This window comes from Promicromonospora vindobonensis (assembly GCF_042685865.1).
Classification (GTDB): Bacteria; Actinomycetota; Actinomycetes; order Actinomycetales; family Cellulomonadaceae; genus Promicromonospora; species Promicromonospora vindobonensis.
This window is the reverse complement of the sequence record NZ_JBHUOG010000002.1, coordinates 2,961,775-2,978,581: the sequence shown is the minus strand read 5'-3', so window position 1 is coordinate 2,978,581 and position 16,807 is coordinate 2,961,775. Positions and strand designations below refer to the sequence as shown.

Genomic DNA, 16,807 nt, shown 5'->3' with positions numbered 1-16,807 from the left:
AGGTAGGGGAGACTATGGGGTATGAGCATGTCTCGCCCGGGTGCCGTCCCGAAGGTCCCGACCCTGCCGGCCGGCGACGAGGTCGCCGCGTACTCCACCTACCTGGAGGCGCAGAAAGCAGTCGACTACCTCTCCGACAACAAGTTCCCCGTCGAGAACGTCACCATCGTGGGCACCGACCTGCGCATGGTCGAGCGCGTCACGGGGCGCCTCACGTACGGCCGGGTGGCGCTCGCGGGCGCTCTCTCCGGCGCCTGGTTCGGTTTCTTCGTGGGGTTGCTGATCACGCTGTTCGCGGGCGAGGCGGGCTTCCAGGTGATGTTCGCCGGTATCGCGCTCGGTGCAGGCTTCGGCCTGCTGTTCTCGATCCTGTCGTACACGTTCACCCGCGGGCGGCGGGACTTCACGTCGTCGTCGCAGATCGTGGCCGCTACCTACGCGATCCTCTGTGGCCACGAGCACGCGAGCGACGCGCGGGCGCTCCTGATGCGCTCGCCGAGCGGGCTGGGCAAGTCGCGCGGTAACGCCACGGTGGGAGTCCCGGCTCCCACGGCCCCGCACGCACCGGTCGCTCAGGGCCCCGGTGCTCAGGCGCCGGGTGCCGATCCCACGCAGCCGGCCGGCCCGCCCGCCCGCCCGACCGACCCGCGCTGGGTCACGTCGACGGGTGAGCCCCGGTACGGCGCGATGCGGCCGGGTGTGGGTGCAGCGGCGCCGACCGAGACGCCGTCGGGTGCACCTGCCGGTGCGCCGTCCCCCGGCGCTCCATCGGGTGCACCGGCTGACGCGCCGGTCGACGCGCCGCCGTCGGGGGCGCAGGCCCCGGACGCTCCGGCAGACCCGCAGGCGGTACCGCCGACCTCGCCCGACCAGGCAGCACCCGCTCCGGGCGACCAGGGCCAGGACACGACGAGCAGCCCGGACGACTCGCCCACGTCGCGCACCCGCTACACGAACCCGTACGCGCCGCCGAACGACGACCAGAAGTAGCACACCGCGTGCCCATGCCGGCACTGACTTCGGTCATGTGAACGGTGCCGGCAGTGACTTCGGTCCGATGGGATGAGTTCGGTCAGTCAACCGACCGAACTCATCCCATCGGACCGAAGTCACCTTCTATGGAGTGCATCGGACCGAAGCCACCCTCCGTGGAGCGGGCAGCCGACCGAAGTCACCCTCCGTGGAGCGCAGCCGACCGACGTCATGCTCGGCATCTCCCGCGCCAAGGCGTATGTGTCGCCCACCGACCCGCTCGGCGACGTCCCAGGGATCCGAGCACGACCACAGACCTGTGTGTTCGACCTCCGTGCACAGGTCCGCGGCGTCGAGGCACCCGCCACGCCGCTGGTCGGGCACCGTCGGTACATGGTCCAGGTAGACATCCCCGCCGTCGCGCTCGCGCTCGAGCAGAGTCGCAACAAGCTGTCCGCCGCCGCTCGCGCCGGCGATGTGCTCCGCGTCCGCCGTGGCGCCTACTGCGTTCCCGGTGATCTCCGTGTCGACGGGCCGTCCAGCGCCCCGCGCGAGAAGCGCTTGCGGGCTCTTGCCCGCGCTGCTGCGCTCCACGTCCAGCTCAGGGCCGAGCACGTGTTCAGCCACTCGACCGCCGCGCTGCTCCACGGGTGCCTCGTCTGGACCGCGCCGAGGAACACCCACCTCTACCAGCGCTATCGCGCGTCAGGTCACGCGTCGGACGACGTCGCGCGACACTCCTGGACCCTGACGCCCGAGGAGGTCGACGTCGCGGCGGGGCTGCCGGTCACCTCGCTCGCCCGCGCCGTCGTCGACTGCGCGCGCACCATGCACCCGCTGGAGGCGCTGGTCATCGCCGACTCCGCGCTGGCCCTTGGCGTCGAACGAGCGGTCCTGTTCGAGATTCTCGATGCCCAGCCCGGGCACCGGGGCAAGCAGCGAGCGCGGCTGGTGATCGAGCTGGCCGAGGCGGGAGCACAGTCGGCCTGGGAGACCTGGGTCCGGTACGAGCTGCTGCGGGCCGGCCTGCCCCGGCCGACCGCTCAGATGCCGGTCCGTACCGACGTCGGGACCTTTCACACCGACCTCGGGTACGAGCAGTGGGCGCTCGGCATCGAGTTCGACGGCCGGGTCAAGTACCGGCCTGACGGCGTTCGCCGCGGACACGACCCTGCTCAGGAGTACCTGAACGAGAAGGACCGTGCCGATGCCATCCGCCGGTCCGGTGTCGCCCTCGAGCGGGCCAGCGCCTCCGACAAGAGCGACGTCGCGGCGATGCTCGCCAGGTTTACCCAGCATCTGCCCCGGCAGATCGTCGCGGCGGCCCGGATGGACCCCCGCCTGCCCCCAACCTGACCCGTAGCGCCCATGAGTTCGGTCGGATGGGATGAGATCGGTCAGTCAACCGACCGATCTCATCCCATCCGACCGAACTCACTTCCATGCCACAAGGGCTCAGCGCAGCGACGCCATCCAGGCCTCTACGTCCTCCGGGCGGCGGGGGAGCGCCGCAGAGAGGTTCTCGTTGCCATCGGCGGTGACCAGCACGTCGTCCTCGATGCGCACGCCGATGCCGCGGAACTCCTCGGGCACGGCGAGGTCGTCGGCCTTGAAGTACAGGCCCGGCTCGATGGTGAACACCATGCCCGGCTCCAGGACACCGTCCAGGTAGAGCTCGCGACGGGCCTGAGCGCAGTCGTGGACATCGAGGCCCAGGTGGTGCGAGGTGCCGTGCACCATCCAGCGGCGGTGCTGCTGACCGTCGTCGGCCAGGGCGTCGGCGGCGGTGACGCCGTCGGGCAGGAAGCCCCACTCCTCGAGGCGGGCCGCGATGACCTCCATGGCCGCAGCGTGGACGTCGCGGAACTTGACCCCCGGCTTGGTGACGGCGAACGCCGCGTCGGCCGCGTCGAGCACCGCCTGGTAGATCTTGCGCTGCACGTCGCTGTACTCGCCGTCGACGGGCAGGGAGCGCGTCACGTCGGCCGTGTAGAGCGAGTCGACCTCGACGCCGCCGTCGAGCAGCAGGACGTCGCCGGCACGGACCTCGCCGTCGTTCCGGATCCAGTGCAGCGTCGTGGCGTGCTCGCCCGAGGCCGCGATCGTCTCGTAGCCCACCGCGTTGCCCTCGAGACGGGCGTGCCCGTCGAAGGTGGTCTCCACGACGCGCTCGCCGCGGCGGTGCTCCTTCGCAGCGGGCAGTGCGCGGACGACGGCCTCGAAGCCCTCGATGGTGCGCGCCACCGCCTCGCGCATCTGCTCGATCTCGTACTCGTCCTTGATCAGGCGCAGCTCGGAGGTCGCCTCGACGAGCGTCTCGTCGGTCAGCGCGTCCTCGTCCTCGCCGGCCTCGAGGCGCAGCTCCTCGACGAGCGCCTCGATCGCGTCGTCGGCGCCGGTGACCACGAGGAGGTGCACACCGCCGTCGCCGACGTCCTTCGCCAGGGCGTCGCCCAGCTCGTCGATGTGCCGGGCCTCGATGCCGGTGAGCGCCTCGACGTCGGCCAGCGACGGGCGGGCGCCGACCCAGAACTCGCCGTAGCGGGCGTCGGCGTAGAACTCCTCGTTGTCGCGCGGCGCGAGGGGGCGCACGTACAGCACCGCGTGATGGTTCGCGCCGTGGTCGCCGGAGCCGTTCTCGACCGGGTGCAGGACCAGGACGGCGTCCGGCTCGCGGTCGGTGCCCAGCCCCGTGAGGTGCGCGAACGCCGAGTGCGGCCGGAACCGGTAGTCGGTGTCGTTGGATCGGGTCTTGAGCGAGCCCGCCGGGATCACGAGGCGCACGCCGGGCAGGCGCTCGGAGAGCGCGGTCCGCCGCGAGACCGTGTACGGCGCGGCGGGCGACGCCGTCAGGCCCAGCTCGGCGCGCGGGGCCCACTGCGACATCACGAAGTTCTTGAACGCGGTGGAGGCGGGACGGTGTGAACGGTTGGACCCGCGGTCAGCGGTTCCCTGCTCGTCAGGCTGCGAAGTGGTGGTGGGCTCGCTCATGCGCCCCAGTGTTTCACGCACGCCGCCGGAAGTCCGCAAGCGCCCTGGTGAGCACGCGGTTGAAGATCGACGGCGCCTCCATGTTGACGTCGTGGCCGGCGCCGGGGACGACCACGAGCGATCCGTCGCGTGCCGCGGCGAGGTGCCGCTGCTCCTCGATCCGCATCGCGTCGCGGGCTCCGTTGACGAACCAGAGGGGGACCCGCGCCGCACGGACGTTGGCGATCGAGGAGCGTCCGGCGAGGTGGGTCAGCGCGTCCGTGACGACGTCCCAGGCCGGGCGGTACATCTCTGCGGCCTGGTGCGGCGCGATCTCGACCTGTCGCAGGTCAGCGCCACCGGGGGCGCTGCGGAGCGGGCGGAGCGAGGGCACGGAGAGGCGTGCGCGGTGGGTGCGCGGGTGCACCACCCGGCCGGTCACGCGGCGCGTGAAGTAGGCGGCGTTCGCCACGCTCTTGGCGACGTCCCGGTACAGCCGCAGAGGCTTGCCCTTCGGGTCCGAGGTACAGCCGGCCGCGAGCACGCCCACCAGACGGTCGGTGGTGTCGGGGCGGGCAGCCCAGGCGAGCGACGTGTAGCCACCGAGGGACAGGCCGACCATCGCGACCGGTCCCGGCGGGAGGCCGGCGACGGCGTCGTCCAGCGCTTCGAAGGCGCCGTCCATGCTGAACCGGTCGTGCCGGCGCGAGCCGTGTGCGGGCAGGTCGACGGCGACGGCCTCGTGGCCGGCGGCGCGCACGTGCGCGAGCTGGTTCTCCCAGATCGCGCCGGAGCTGCGCACGCCGTGCACGAAGACGACGCTGGTGGCAGCGTCCTGCGGGTTCTGGTTGCAGCTCTTCATCCCTTCGATGATGCGCGATCGGCTGGGGCAGGCGGCGTACGACGGCAGAACAGCCCGTGAACGTGCTGTGTGGGCTTGTTGCCCGCGCGTCGGGTACCGGCGGGGGTGCCGCACCTCACGCCTGCCGCGACCCCGCCGGGACCACGGCCCGGCCGGGGGATCTCTACGCTGGTGGAGTGATCGACCTCCACACGCACTCCACCGCGTCAGACGGCACCGACTCGCCAGCGCGCCTGGTGGAGGTCGCGGCACTGGCCGGCGTCACCACACTGGCCATCACCGACCACGACACGACGTCGGGCTGGCCGGAGGCCGCCGAGTCGGCCGGCCGGCACCAGATCGGCCTGGTGCGCGGTGCCGAGATCTCGGCGCTCGCCAGCACCCCCGGGTGGGGAACGGGCGTGCACCTGCTCGCGTACCTGCACGACCCGACGCATCCCGACCTGCTGACCGAGACGGACCGCACGCGCGACGACCGGACGTCCCGGGCGCGGCGCATGGTGGACCTCCTCGGTGAGGACTACCCGATCACCTGGGAAGACCTGCTCGCCCAGACGAAGTCGGGGACCACCATCGGCCGCCCGCACATCGCGGACGCGCTGGTGGCAGCAGGCGTGGTGCCCAGCCGGGACGAGGCGTTCGCCACGATGCTCCGTCCAGGCACCCGGTACTACGTGGGCCACTATGCGCCCGACGCCGTCGTCGCGGTCCGGGCGATCCGTGCCGCCGGCGGGGTGCCGGTCTTCGCGCACCCCGGGGCCGACGCGCGGGGCCGGGTGGTGCCCGACTCGACCATCGAGGAGCTCGCCGCGGCGGGCCTCGCGGGTCTCGAGGTCGACCACCGCGACCACACCCCGGACCGGCGCCGTCGGCTGCGCGACATCGCCGAGTCGCTGGACCTGCTGGTCACGGGCTCGAGCGACTTCCACGGGCAGGGCAAGAAGAACCGCCTCGGCGAGAACACGACCGAGCCGGACGTGCTCGAGGCGATCGCCGCGCAGGGAGCGCTCGAAGTACTCAGGTGACCTGATGGTCGACGGGTTCCGCCCGGAGCACGGCGGGCTCCTCAGATGTCGATGGTCTCCAGGACCACCGTCACCGGCCGCTCCGGAGTCAGGTCCTCCGCCTGCCGCACCTTCTTCTTCATGGGCAGCACATAGCCGCCGTCGCGGTCGCTGGGGAAGACGGACGTGGTCCAGGTGGTCTTCCCGACCGTCACACGCACCCGGATCGAGCCGAACCCGCGCGGGGGCAACGGGAGGTCGGCCAGCTCGTCGGAATGCTCTGGCGGCACGGTGACGAACCACCAGGAGTCGGTACGCACCTGCCACTGCCACAGGGGAGCCGTGAACTCGATCTGCACGGCAGCAACCTACGCCGTGACCCGCAGGCACACCGCCCCAACGAGTTCGGTCGGACGGGATGAGATCGGTCAATCAACCGACCGATCTCATCCCGTCCGACCGAACTCGTCACCACGGCTGGTCAGCCGCAGGTGTCAGTCCTGTGCCTGGCCGCCACGCGTGCGGCGGCGGCTGCGGCTCCGACGGCGGCGCTGGCCGGCCTCGTCGTCGCCGCTCGGCGCCGGGTGCTCACCCGAGGCGGTGCTGCTGGCGGCCGGGGCACCGCCGTCGTGCCGGGTGGTGGTGCGCGGCTCGCTGTGCGAGCCGCCCTGCCGCCCGCCGGAGCGAGGGGCGCTCGAGGAGCGAGGGGCGCCGGAGCGTCCGCCGCCGGAGCGCGGAGCGCTGTTGCGCTTGCCGGTCTCGCCCAGGTCCTCGACGTCCTCGGCGTCCAGCCCCGCGAGGTGCTGCGCGGACCGCGGCAGGCGGCCCTTCGTGCCCTCGGGGATGTTCAGGTCGGCGAACAGGTGCGGCGACGTGGAGTACGTCTCGACCGGCTCGGGGAACCCGACCTCGAGCGCCTTGTCGATGAGCGACCAGCGCGGCACGTCGTCCCAGTCCACGAAGGTGACGGCGGTACCGGTGTTGCCTGCGCGGCCCGTACGGCCCACGCGGTGCAGGTAGATCCGCTCGTCCTCGGGGCACTGGTAGTTCACCACGTGGGTGACGTCGTCGACGTCGATGCCGCGGGCGGCGACGTCGGTGGCGACGAGCACGTCGATCTTGTTGTTGCGGAACGCGCGCAGCGCCTGCTCGCGGGCGCCCTGACCCAGGTCGCCGTGGATGGCGCCGGAGGCGAAGCCGCGGGTCTGCAGCTCGTCGGCCACCTTGGCGGCCGTTCGCTTGGTGCGTGCGAACACGATGCTGCGGCCGCGGCCCTCGGACTGGAGGAGGCGGGCCAGCACCTCGATCTTGTCCAGGGCATGGGCCCGGTACACGACCTGCTTGATGTTCTTGACGGTCGCGCCCTGGTCGTCCGGCTCGGCGGCCCGGATGTGCGTGGGCTGCTTCATGTAGCGGCGGGCCATGGACACCACCGCGCCGGGCATGGTCGCGCTGAACAGCATGGTGTGCCGCTGCGCGGGGGTGCGGGCCAGGATCTTCTCGACGTCGGGCAGGAACCCGAGGTCGAGCATCTCGTCGGCCTCGTCGAGCACGACCGTCGCCGCGCGGAGCAGCGTCAGGTGGCCCTGGTTGAGCAGGTCGATCATGCGGCCGGGCGTACCGACCACCACGTCGACACCGGTCTTCATTGCCTCGATCTGCGGCTCGTACGCACGGCCGCCGTAGACCTGGACGATCCGGACGTTGCGGTGGGAGGACGCAGTGCTCAGGTCGTTCGCGACCTGCACCGCGAGCTCGCGCGTGGGGACCACGACGACGGCCTGCGGCTTCCCGGGGGCGACGAGCTCGTCGTAGCCGGGCTCACCCGGAGCGACGACGCGGTGCAGCAGCGGAACGCCGAAGCCCAGCGTCTTGCCGGTACCGGTCTTCGCCTGGCCGATGATGTCGTGCCCGCTCATCGCGACGGGCAGGGTCATCGCCTGGATGGGGAACGGGTGGGTGATGCCCGAGTCGTTGAGCGCTGCGACGATCTCGGGGCGGACGCCGAAGTCCGCGAACGTGACGTTCTGCGCCTGGATGGCGGACGGGCTGGAGTAGTCGGGCCCCGAGTCGGTGATCGGCTCGGGGCTGGTGTCAGTAGCCGCGCTTGCGGCCGGGGTGTCTGTGGTAGTCACTGGCGCCTTCATCTCTCGCGGCGCGGTGGGCCCTCATGGCCCGGCGATCGCGCCTTCGTGCGGCAGCCGATCGTGAAAATCATCGCGCGCCGGGATTGACCCAGGCTGCGCGTCCTGTCGGGGCGGCCTCCTGCGGAGACCGAAGCACAGGCTCGGGGGTCGGAACGTGACGACCGGGCAACCGATGTACGCCTTTCATGGTACGCGCACGATGTTTCCGTGCGGTTAGCGAAACACGTCAACTAACCCGTTAGTAATGAACGCCACGTGGCGGACGGCCCCTGCGGGCGGGCCGTCCGCCACCTGGCGTCGGGGACAACTCGCTCAGACCGCGCCGAAGCCGACCTTGCGCTGCTCCTCGGAGCCGATCTCGACGTAGCCGATCGCGGCGCCGGGAATGATCACTTGGCGGCCACGGGAGTCGGTGAGCTCGAGCGGGCCACCGGCCAGGGCCTTCTTGACGGCTGTCGCGACGGCGTCCGCGCTCTCGTCCGTCTCGACCACGACCTCGCGCGGCAGGTGCTGCACACCGATGGTGACGTCCACGTTTACTCCAGTTCGGTCGGGGATTGCGCCGGATGCCCGGTGGTCCGGGGACCCGGCCTGACGATCCTAGTCACGCTCCGGCGCCGTCGGCCCGCGGTTTCGCCGTGAGCCGACAGGATGTGCGCACGGTGGTCCACCTGACCGGACGGACGCGCGCGGTCGCGGGACTCCCTGTGGACACAGGCATGGGCTCGCGGGCGTGTGCGTGGCACCATGGACGACGTGAGTAGTCCGTCCTCCCCCCGGCGCGCCGGCAGGCACGCCACTGGAGGCGTGCCTGCCGGTCCCTGGTCGGAGGGCGTCGGTCGCTCCGCGGCTCGGCGCTCCAGCCGCCCCGCTCAGAACCCCCGGCGCGCGGCGATCGCGCTCGGTCTGTGCCTTGCGGTGGGGCTGGGCGGAGGTATCGCGGCGACCATGAGCACCGAGCCGGACGCGTCCGCCGCCGTCGTGGCCGGCGCGGTCGAGGACAGCCTGGGCGTCGAGGCGGGCGAGGCCGTGCGGAACGTGTACGAGGCCGCCAGGTCCGGCAACCGCACGGCTCCTCCTGCGCAGGCCCTGTCCGCGGAGGCCGCCGCGGAGGCGGACGTCGCCTCGGGCACGGGGGCCGGGGTGGGTGCCGCCGCCGGCTCGGAGGGGCTGCCGGAGCCGGAGCCACCTGGGCTGCCGGAGCCCGTGGCCTCGGCGTCGGCGGGCGGTTCGTCCCCCGAGAAGTCGACGCCGCCGTCGCCCGGCCCCAGCCCGAGTCCCAGCCCCAGCTCCGGTGATGGGCCGACGCCGGAGCCTGGTTCCGGCCTGGTCGGTGCGAAGTTCGCCGTCGAGCAGAAGCTGTCGGGCAAGCTCGTCGTGGCGAGCGGGTCCCGCCCCGCGCCCGCCGACGGGAAGGTCTGGCGGGTCCAGATCGCCGTCGAGGAGGGGCTGCCGGTGGATCCGGAGGTGTTCGCGGAGGCGGTGCTGGCCACCCTGAACGACCCGCGCGGCTGGAATGCGGCCGACGGCTCCACCTTCGCCTGGACCGACTCGGAGCGTTATGACGCCCGGGTCGTGCTCGCGAGCCCCGACACCACCGACGAGCTCTGCCTCCCGCTGGACACGATCGGCGAGCTCTCGTGCGGCATCGAGGACACCGCTGTCCTCAACTTCAAGCGCTGGGCCAAGGGGTCCCAGGCGTGGGAGAACACCGCCCGCTACCGGCAGTACCTCGTGAACCACGAGGTGGGCCACGTCATCGGGTACCGGCACGACCTGTGCGCCGGCGAGGGGGAGCACGCGACGGTCATGGTGCAGCAGACCACCACGACGAGCGGGTGCATCCCGGAGCCGTGGCCGGCGCCCGACGCGGGTTGAGGACACCCTCAGCGGACGAACCGGGCATTCGTGACGCCTCCGCGCGGGGCGTCGGGGAGTGTCAGTGGCTCGTGGTTCGATCGTCCGCGTGACACCGACCCTTGCTCTCGTACCTCGGCTGACGTCGCCAGGGACCCGTCCCGACGCGGCCGTCCCCGTACCGCTCGACGACACCCAGGCGGCCGCCGTCGAGGCTGCGCTGAGCCACCGTGCGACGCTGGTTCTCGGTGCTCCCGGTTCGGGCAAGACCACCGTGACCTGCGAGGTCGCCGTGCGGGCGCTCGACTCAGGGATGCGGCCGGAGCGTGTGCTGGTCCTCGCGTCGTCGCGGCGTGCGGCGGCACGCCTGCGGGACGAGGTGGCGGCCCGGGCAGGGCGGACGGTCGGCGCGCCGATGGTGCGGACGGCGTCGTCGGCCGCGTTCGCGGTACTTCACAAGCGGGCGGCGGCGCTCGAGCAGCCCACCCCCACCTTGGTCTCCGGCCCCGAGCAGGACCTGGTGCTGGCCGAGCTGCTCGCCGGCCATGTGGCGGGGGAAGGGCGGCCGCTCGCGCTGCCGGCGGGTCTGCCCGAGGAGTCGCTCGGTCTGCGCGGACTCCGCCAGGAACTGCGTGACCTGCTGATGCGTGCCGCCGAGCGGGGCCTCGGCCCGGTCGAGCTCGACGAGATGGGGCGCACCAACGATCGCCCCGAGTGGGTCATGGCGGCGCAGCTCTACGAGGAGTACCTCGACACCATGGCGCTGCGGCTCGCCACGCCGGACGCGGGGCCGCGCTACGACCCGGCGGTCGTGATCGACGAGGCCGCCGAGTCCCTGCGTTCCTGGTCGGACGAGGTGCCTGGCATGGCCCGTCCGACGTGGGACCTGGTGGTGGTGGACGACTACCAGGAGGCAACGGCCGCGACCGTCCGCCTCCTGCGCGTCCTGCACGACGACGGTGCGCGCCTGGTCCTGCTGTCCGACCCTGACTCCGCGGTCCAGACCTTCCGCGGCGCCGCACCGGGCCTCACCGGCCGGGCCGCCGCGCCGGCCGGCCCTGGCCGTGCCTTCGGCGCTTTCGACGCCGAGACCGTGGTGCTGGATACGGTCTGGCGGCAGTCGTCGGAGCTGCGTGCGGTCACCCGTGCGGTGACGAACCGGATCCCGGTGTCGGCGAGCGCGCTGCATCGGCGCGCGACGGCGTACACGGCCGACCTGTCTGCCGATGAGCGGTCTGCCAGCGACCCGTCTGTCGGCGAGCGGTCCGTCGACGTGCCGGCCGTCGACGAGCCGGCCGAGCCCGAGGGCAAGGCGCCCGCTGCAGCGGCCGCGCCGGCGGACGGCGCACCGTCCGTCCAGGTGGCTGTGCTCTCCGGCGCGGCACAGGAGGCCGCCTGGATCGCGCGCGAGCTGCGCGCCGAGCACCTGCTGCGGGGCACGCCCTGGGAACGGATGGCGGTCGTCGCCCGCAGCGGCACGCGGCTCGCGGCGCTGCGACGCGAGCTGGTGTCGGCGTCGGTGCCCGTCGCGTTGCTCGGGTCGGACCTGCCGCTGCGTGACGAGCCCGCCGTGGCGCCGCTGCTGGCGGCCGTGAAGACCTGCGCCGGCGCGCCCAGGGGAAGCCTGGAGGCGCTGATCGCAGAGGAGCTCGACGGAGACGGGCCCGTGCTGGACCCCGAGACAGCGGCATTGCTGCTCATCTCGCCGATCGGTGGCCTCGACGCCGTGGCGCTCCGCCGGCTGCGCCGGGCCCTGCGGGCGGACGAGCTGTCGGCCGGCGGCGGCCGCACCTCGGACGCGCTGCTGGTGGAGGTCCTGGCCGACCCGGCACGCGCTGCGCTGCTCCCCACCCAGGTGCGACGCGGGCCGCTCGCGGTGGCCCGGGTGCTCGCCGCCGGGCGTGAGGCCGCCGGTGAGCCCGGCGCCACGGCGCAGACGGTGCTCTGGGCCGTGTGGGCGGCGACCGGTCTGGCCGAGCGGTGGAGTGCCGCCGCCCTCACCGGTGGCCCGGCGGGCCTGCGGGCCGACCGCGACCTCGACGCCGTGCTCGCCCTGTTCCGCGCTGCCGAGACGTTCGTGGACCGGATGCCGGGTGCGCCGGTCGCCGCGTTCGTCGACTACCTCGCGTCGCAGGACCTCCCCGCCGACTCCCTGGCCGCGTCCGCCCAGGGTGCGGGAGCGGTGGAGGCACTGACGCCCCCGGGCGCCGCAGGGCGGGAGTGGGACGTCGTGGTCGTCGCCGGTGTGCAGGACGGCGTCTGGCCCGACCTCCGCCTGCGTGACTCCCTGCTCGGCTCACAGGCTCTCGTCGAGCTCATCGCCGGCCGGTCGGAGGACGGTCGGGTGGTCGGTGCGGAGGCCCGGCGCCAGGTCCTCACGGACGAGCTGCGTGCCTTCGCGGTGGCGGTCTCCCGTGCCCGGCGGCGCCTCCTGGTCACCGCGGTCGAAGACACGGAGGAGGCCCCCAGCGTCTTCTGCGACCTGGTGTCCCCGCGGGACGACGGCGGCGACGGGCCCGACCCGCGGCGGGTGCCGGTCGGCCCGCCGCTGGACCTGCGTGGCGTGGTGGCCGCGGCCCGCTCGGACCTGGTGCGGGCGGCCGCACTGTCGGTGCCGGGCAACCAGCCCGCCGCCGCACTCCTCGCAGACCTCTCGGCCGCAGGGGTCGCGGAGGCGGAACCGAGCACCTGGTACGGCGTGGCAGGGGTGTCGAGCGAGGTGCCGCTGTGGGGGGCCCAGGACACTGTGACGGTGTCGCCGTCGAAGGTCGAGACGGTGACCACGTGTGCCCTGCGCTGGGCGTTCGAGGCGGCGGGCGGTACCAAGCCGGACGACACGCACCAGACGCTCGGTACGCTGCTGCACTCGATAGCGCAGAGCCACCCCAAGGGTTCGCTCGCCGACCTGAAGAAGGAGCTGGACCGGCGCTGGCCGGAGCTCGCGCTGCCCGACGGGTGGCCGTCGCTACAGCTTCGCAAGCGTGCCGAGCGCATGGTGGAGCGGCTGGCGGGCTACCTTGCCGACTCGGGAGAGCCGCTCCTCGTCGAGGCCGACTTCGACCTGGAGGTGGGGCGCGCACGGCTGCGCGGCCAGGTCGACCGCGTCGAGGACGCGGGGGAGGGCGCCGTGACGGTTGCCGACCTCAAGACCGGCAAGTCCGCGGCCAGCAAGGACAAGGCGGCCGAGAACCCGCAGCTCGGTGCGTACCAGCTCGCGGTGGAGCAGGGAGCGCTCGACCTGCCGGAGGGCACCGTCAGCAAGGGCGCGAGCCTCGTCTACGTCGGCACCGAGACGGTGACGGCGAGCGTGCGGAACCAGCCGGCCCTGGTCCCGGACCCCGACGGCAACAGCTGGGCGCGCGACACCGTCGAGGGTGCCGCCGACACGATGGCCGCCGCTCGGTTCGCGGCGAAGAACAACGATCTCTGCGAGATGTGTCCGGTGCGGCGATCCTGCCCGCTGCAGCCAGAAGGACGGAAGGTGGTCGAGTGACCGGGCACGAGCCGGAGATCCGGTTGTCCGCGCGAGCGATCGCACGGCTGCTCGGCCGTCACGAACCCACCGACGAGCAGGTCCGCGTCATCGAGTCACCCCTCGAGCCGGCGCTCGTCGTAGCAGGCGCTGGCTCGGGCAAGACCGAGACCATGGCCGCGCGCGTCGTCTGGCTCATCGCCAACAAGCTGGTCCAGCCCGAGCAGGTGCTCGGACTCACGTTCACGCGCAAGGCCGCCGGCGAGCTCACCCAGCGCGTCCAGACCCGGCTCGCGCAGCTCAACCGGGCGCTCGGTGAGGAGTCGGGCGAGGCGCTGGCCGGCCTGGACCTCGACCGGCCCACCGTCGCCACCTACAACGCCTACGCCGCTTCCCTGGTCGCCGACCACGGCCTGCGTCTCGGCGTCGAGCCCAGCGCCCGCCTCCTCGGCCAGGCCGAGCAGTGGCAGCTCGCCTCCCAGGTCGTGGAGTCCTGGGACGAGGACCTCGGCACCGACAAGGCGGTCAGCACCGTCACAGGTGCCGTCGTCGCGCTGTCCGGCGCGCTCGGCGAGCACCTCGTCGACCCGGCCGATGCCCGCGACCGGCTCACCGAGATGGCCGAGCACCTCGAGTCCGTCCCGCTCGCGCCACGGCAGAAGAAGCGCACGAAGGACGTCGACAAGCTCATCGGCTCGGTCGCCGAACGGGCACGGTTCGTGGACCTCGTCGTCGAGTACCGGCGCCGCAAGCGCATCGCCGAGGCCCTCGACTTCGGCGACCAGGTGGCGTTCGCCGCACAGCTCGCCCGCGAGGTGCCTCTCGTGGGAGCCGCCGAGCGCGCCCGGTTCGAGGTGGTCCTGCTCGACGAGTACCAGGACACGTCCTACGCCCAGGTCGAGCTCCTGTCCGGCCTCTTCGGCGGCGGGCATCCCGTGACCGCCGTCGGCGACCCCCACCAGTCCATCTACGGGTGGCGCGGCGCCTCCGCGGCGGGCCTCGCCCGCTTCCCCGGCCGCTTCCAGCGCGACGACGGCGTCCCTGCAGCCGTCCACTACCTCTCGACGTCCTGGCGCAACGATGCCGCGGTGCTCTCCGCCGCCAACGTCGTGTCCGGCCCGCTGCGCTCGCGGACGGGCGCCGGCACGAACGTTGGTGCCGGTATGAACGTCCTGGTACCCCCGCTGGACCTGCGCCCAGGAGCGGGCGAGGGCGTGGTGTCCGCGCACGTCGCCGCCACCCTGGAGGAGGAGGCCGACGCCGTCGCCGAGTGGGTGGCGGCGCGCTGGCGCTCGGGTGCGCACCCGGACGGCCGGTCCACCGCGGCGGTCCTCTGCCGGGCGCGGGCCCAGTTCGCCACCATCGAGGTGGCGCTGCGCCGCCGCGGACTCCCGGTCGAGGTGGTGGGCCTGGGTGGCCTGCTGTCCACGCCAGAGGTGGTCGACGTCGTCGCGCTGCTCCAGGCGGCCCACGACCCGTCCCGTGGTGACTCGCTGCTGCGCCTGCTCACCGGCCCGCGCCTCAACCTCGGCGCCGCGGACCTGCACGCGCTGGGTTCCTGGGCGGCGGACCTGGCGCGGATGGACGACCCGCGCCGGGCGGCGGCTGCCGCCGCCCCGGTGAGCGACGGTGCGGAGGCTGCCGACGGAGGTGCGGACGAGGATCCCCGAGTGGTAGAGGGCGACGTCTCCGACCACCGCTCGATCATCGACGCGCTCGACGACCTTCCGGTGCCAGGAAGGCCGGCCCGTGACGGGCGGGTGCTGTCCGAGGACGCCCACCAGCGGCTGGCCGCGCTGGCCCGGCTGCTGCGCGACCTGCGCGGCCTCACGTACCTCTCGCTCCCCGAGCTGGTGGTCCAGGCGGAGCACGCGCTCGGGCTCGACGTCGAGGCAGCCACTGCGCTCGCCCTGGCGGGTGCTGGGGTGGGGGGTGCCGTGAGTGATCGCGGGCGCGAGCACCTCGACGCGTTCCGGGACGTTGCCGCGTCGTTCGCGCAGTCGTCGGACACGGCGACCCTCGGTGCGTTCCTCGCCTGGCTCGGCGTCGCGGGCGAGAAGGAGCGCGGCCTCGACATGCCCGTGCGCGAGCCCGACCCGGACGCCGTCCAGGTGATCACCGCGCACGCCGCCAAGGGCCTGGAGTGGGACGCGGTGGCGGTGGCTGGCCTGGCCGACGGAGCCTTTCCCACGTGGGACAGGGGTTCGCGGTCGGGGGAGTCGTCGTCGGGCTGGCTGTCCGACCTCGGCGAGCTGCCGTACCACCTGCGCGGCGACGCGGACGACCTGCCCACCTTCGACTGGGAGCACGCCTCCGACACCAAGGACCTCGTCGCGCTGCGGGACGAGTTCAAGCTCGACTGCGGCGAGCACCGCCTCGCCGAGGAGCGCCGGCTGGCGTACGTGGCGTTCACGCGCGCCCGGCGCGAGCTCTTCCTCACGGCCTCGTGGTGGGGCACCGCGAGCCGCCCGCGCGGCGTCTCCCCGTTCCTCGCCGAGCTGGCTGAGGCGGGCCTGGTCGCGACCGACCTCTGGGCACCCATGCCGGACCCGGACGCCGAGAACCCCCGCAACGCGGAAGAGCTCACGGCGGTCTGGCCCGCGCAGGACGGGCGCTCCGAGCAGTCCGGTGCTGATCAGTCCGGAGCCGACCAGCCCGCGACCGACCAGGGCGCGGCAGGCGGCCAGCCACGGGCCGCCAGGGACGTGCTGCGCGCCACGGCCGAGCTGGTCGACGAGGCGGCGGAGGAGCGTCTGGTCGCGCTCGCCGCCATGCGGCTCCCCACCGACGCGCTCACCGCGCCGCAGGGTGCCCTCACCGATGCGGCGGGCCACGACCTCGTCGACCTCGCCCGCATGCTCCTGGCCGAGCGCGACCGGCACGCGGACCGGGAGGTCGCCTTTCCCGCGCACGTGTCGGCGTCCGGACTGGTGCGGCTGGCCGCGGACCGCGAAGCGTTCGCGCTGCAGCTGCGCCGCCCCGTACCGACGCAGCCCACCGTGCACGCCCGGCGGGGCACGAGGTTCCACGAGTGGGTGGAGCAGTTCTTCACGTCGGCCACGCTGCTCGACGTCGACGACCTACCCAGCGCCGAGGACGAGGACCTCCCGGAGGACACGGACCTCGAGAAGCTGCGCGACACCTTCCTCGGGTCCGAGTGGTCGGCCCGCACGCCGGTGGCGGTAGAGGTCGACGTCGAGACGCCGGTAGCCGGCGTCATGCTGCGCTGCCGCATGGACGCCGTCTTCCGGGACCCGCCCAACGGGCCGGACGCCGTGGTGGTCGTGGACTGGAAGACGGGTCGCGAGCCCCTCGATGCCGCGGCGCGGGCCGCCCGCGAGGTCCAGCTCGCCGTGTACCGGCTGGCATGGTCGCGCTGGACCGGGCTGCCGCTGGACCAGGTCAGCGCTGCCTTCTACTACGTGGGCTCCGACACCACGGTCCGGCCAGATCGCCTGCTCGACGAGGCGGAGCTGGAGGCGCTCATCCGGGGCGAGTAGTGCGCGCCGTCGGCCACGCGAGC

11 protein-coding genes are annotated in these 16,807 nt (G+C 73.1%); 6 read left to right on the top strand and 5 right to left on the bottom strand.

All coding sequences use genetic code 11. From position 1 onward, the window contains the following. Nucleotides 1-21 precede the first annotated feature (21 nt). Together ACFS27_RS26545 and ACFS27_RS26540 are read left to right on the top strand one after the other, a co-directional pair. Complete coding sequence (locus ACFS27_RS26545; protein ID WP_377189953.1) at nucleotides 22-990, top strand: general stress protein; 969 nt, start codon at nucleotides 22-24, stop codon at nucleotides 988-990. Nucleotides 991-1,203: 213 nt separating this feature from the next. Beyond that, entirely contained in the window at nucleotides 1,204-2,328 is a 1,125-nt protein-coding gene (locus ACFS27_RS26540; RefSeq protein ID WP_377189951.1) for a hypothetical protein, read from the top strand. 99 nt (nucleotides 2,329-2,427) lie between these two features. Here ACFS27_RS26540 and ACFS27_RS26535 read toward each other — a convergent pair whose 3' ends face one another. Both ACFS27_RS26535 and ACFS27_RS26530 read right to left on the bottom strand, forming a co-directional pair. Further along, nucleotides 2,428-3,963: an aminopeptidase P family protein gene (locus ACFS27_RS26535; RefSeq protein ID WP_377189949.1), complete on the bottom strand. Its 1,536-nt coding sequence runs from the start codon at nucleotides 3,961-3,963 to the stop codon at nucleotides 2,428-2,430. A 13-nt stretch (nucleotides 3,964-3,976) separates the two neighbouring features. Continuing rightward, entirely contained in the window at nucleotides 3,977-4,804 is an 828-nt protein-coding gene (locus tag ACFS27_RS26530; protein WP_377189947.1) for an alpha/beta fold hydrolase, read from the bottom strand. Between the two features lie 176 nt (nucleotides 4,805-4,980). Between ACFS27_RS26530 and ACFS27_RS26525 the strand changes: the two genes are divergently transcribed. Further along, entirely contained in the window at nucleotides 4,981-5,829 is an 849-nt protein-coding gene (locus ACFS27_RS26525; protein ID WP_377189945.1) for a PHP domain-containing protein, read from the top strand. 41 nt (nucleotides 5,830-5,870) lie between these two features. Here the strand turns inward: ACFS27_RS26525 and ACFS27_RS26520 are convergent, their stop codons facing one another. The 3 genes from ACFS27_RS26520 to ACFS27_RS26510 all read right to left on the bottom strand — a co-directional run bounded on the left by ACFS27_RS26520 (nucleotide 5,871) and on the right by ACFS27_RS26510 (nucleotide 8,489). Then, nucleotides 5,871-6,167 (bottom strand): DUF1905 domain-containing protein, encoded by a 297-nt coding sequence (locus tag ACFS27_RS26520; RefSeq protein ID WP_377189943.1) that lies wholly within the window; start codon nucleotides 6,165-6,167, stop codon nucleotides 5,871-5,873. A gap of 135 nt (nucleotides 6,168-6,302) precedes the next feature. Continuing rightward, nucleotides 6,303-7,955, bottom strand: coding sequence for a DEAD/DEAH box helicase (locus tag ACFS27_RS26515; protein ID WP_377189941.1), 1,653 nt, complete (start codon nucleotides 7,953-7,955; stop codon nucleotides 6,303-6,305). A 312-nt stretch (nucleotides 7,956-8,267) separates the two neighbouring features. After that, complete coding sequence (locus tag ACFS27_RS26510; protein ID WP_377189938.1) at nucleotides 8,268-8,489, bottom strand: DUF3107 domain-containing protein; 222 nt, start codon at nucleotides 8,487-8,489, stop codon at nucleotides 8,268-8,270. 414 nt (nucleotides 8,490-8,903) lie between these two features. Between ACFS27_RS26510 and ACFS27_RS26505 the strand changes: the two genes are divergently transcribed. The 3 genes from ACFS27_RS26505 to ACFS27_RS26495 all read left to right on the top strand — a co-directional run bounded on the left by ACFS27_RS26505 (nucleotide 8,904) and on the right by ACFS27_RS26495 (nucleotide 16,784). Next, the gene (locus ACFS27_RS26505; RefSeq protein WP_377189935.1) at nucleotides 8,904-9,833 is read left to right on the top strand and encodes a DUF3152 domain-containing protein; all 930 of its coding nucleotides are present in this window, start codon (nucleotides 8,904-8,906) and stop codon (nucleotides 9,831-9,833) included. Between the two features lie 88 nt (nucleotides 9,834-9,921). Continuing rightward, the gene (locus ACFS27_RS26500; RefSeq protein WP_377189933.1) at nucleotides 9,922-13,305 is read left to right on the top strand and encodes an ATP-dependent helicase; all 3,384 of its coding nucleotides are present in this window, start codon (nucleotides 9,922-9,924) and stop codon (nucleotides 13,303-13,305) included. Beyond that, complete coding sequence (locus ACFS27_RS26495; RefSeq protein ID WP_377189930.1) at nucleotides 13,302-16,784, top strand: UvrD-helicase domain-containing protein; 3,483 nt, start codon at nucleotides 13,302-13,304, stop codon at nucleotides 16,782-16,784. Before ACFS27_RS26500 ends, ACFS27_RS26495 begins: the two co-directional genes overlap by 4 nt. Nucleotides 16,785-16,807 lie beyond the last annotated feature (23 nt).

Bases quoted from the DNA above. Each gene is read 5' to 3' on its own strand.
- ACFS27_RS26545 (WP_377189953.1), top strand. From the start codon at position 22: ATGAGCATGTCTCGCCCGGGTGCCGTCCCGAAGGTCCCGACCCTGCCG.
- ACFS27_RS26540 (WP_377189951.1), top strand. From the start codon at position 1,204: ATGCTCGGCATCTCCCGCGCCAAGGCGTATGTGTCGCCCACCGACCCG.
- ACFS27_RS26535 (WP_377189949.1), bottom strand. From the start codon at position 3,963: ATGAGCGAGCCCACCACCACTTCGCAGCCTGACGAGCAGGGAACCGCT.
- ACFS27_RS26530 (WP_377189947.1), bottom strand. From the start codon at position 4,804: ATGAAGAGCTGCAACCAGAACCCGCAGGACGCTGCCACCAGCGTCGTC.
- ACFS27_RS26515 (WP_377189941.1), bottom strand. From the start codon at position 7,955: ATGAAGGCGCCAGTGACTACCACAGACACCCCGGCCGCAAGCGCGGCT.
- ACFS27_RS26505 (WP_377189935.1), top strand. From the start codon at position 8,904: ATGAGCACCGAGCCGGACGCGTCCGCCGCCGTCGTGGCCGGCGCGGTC.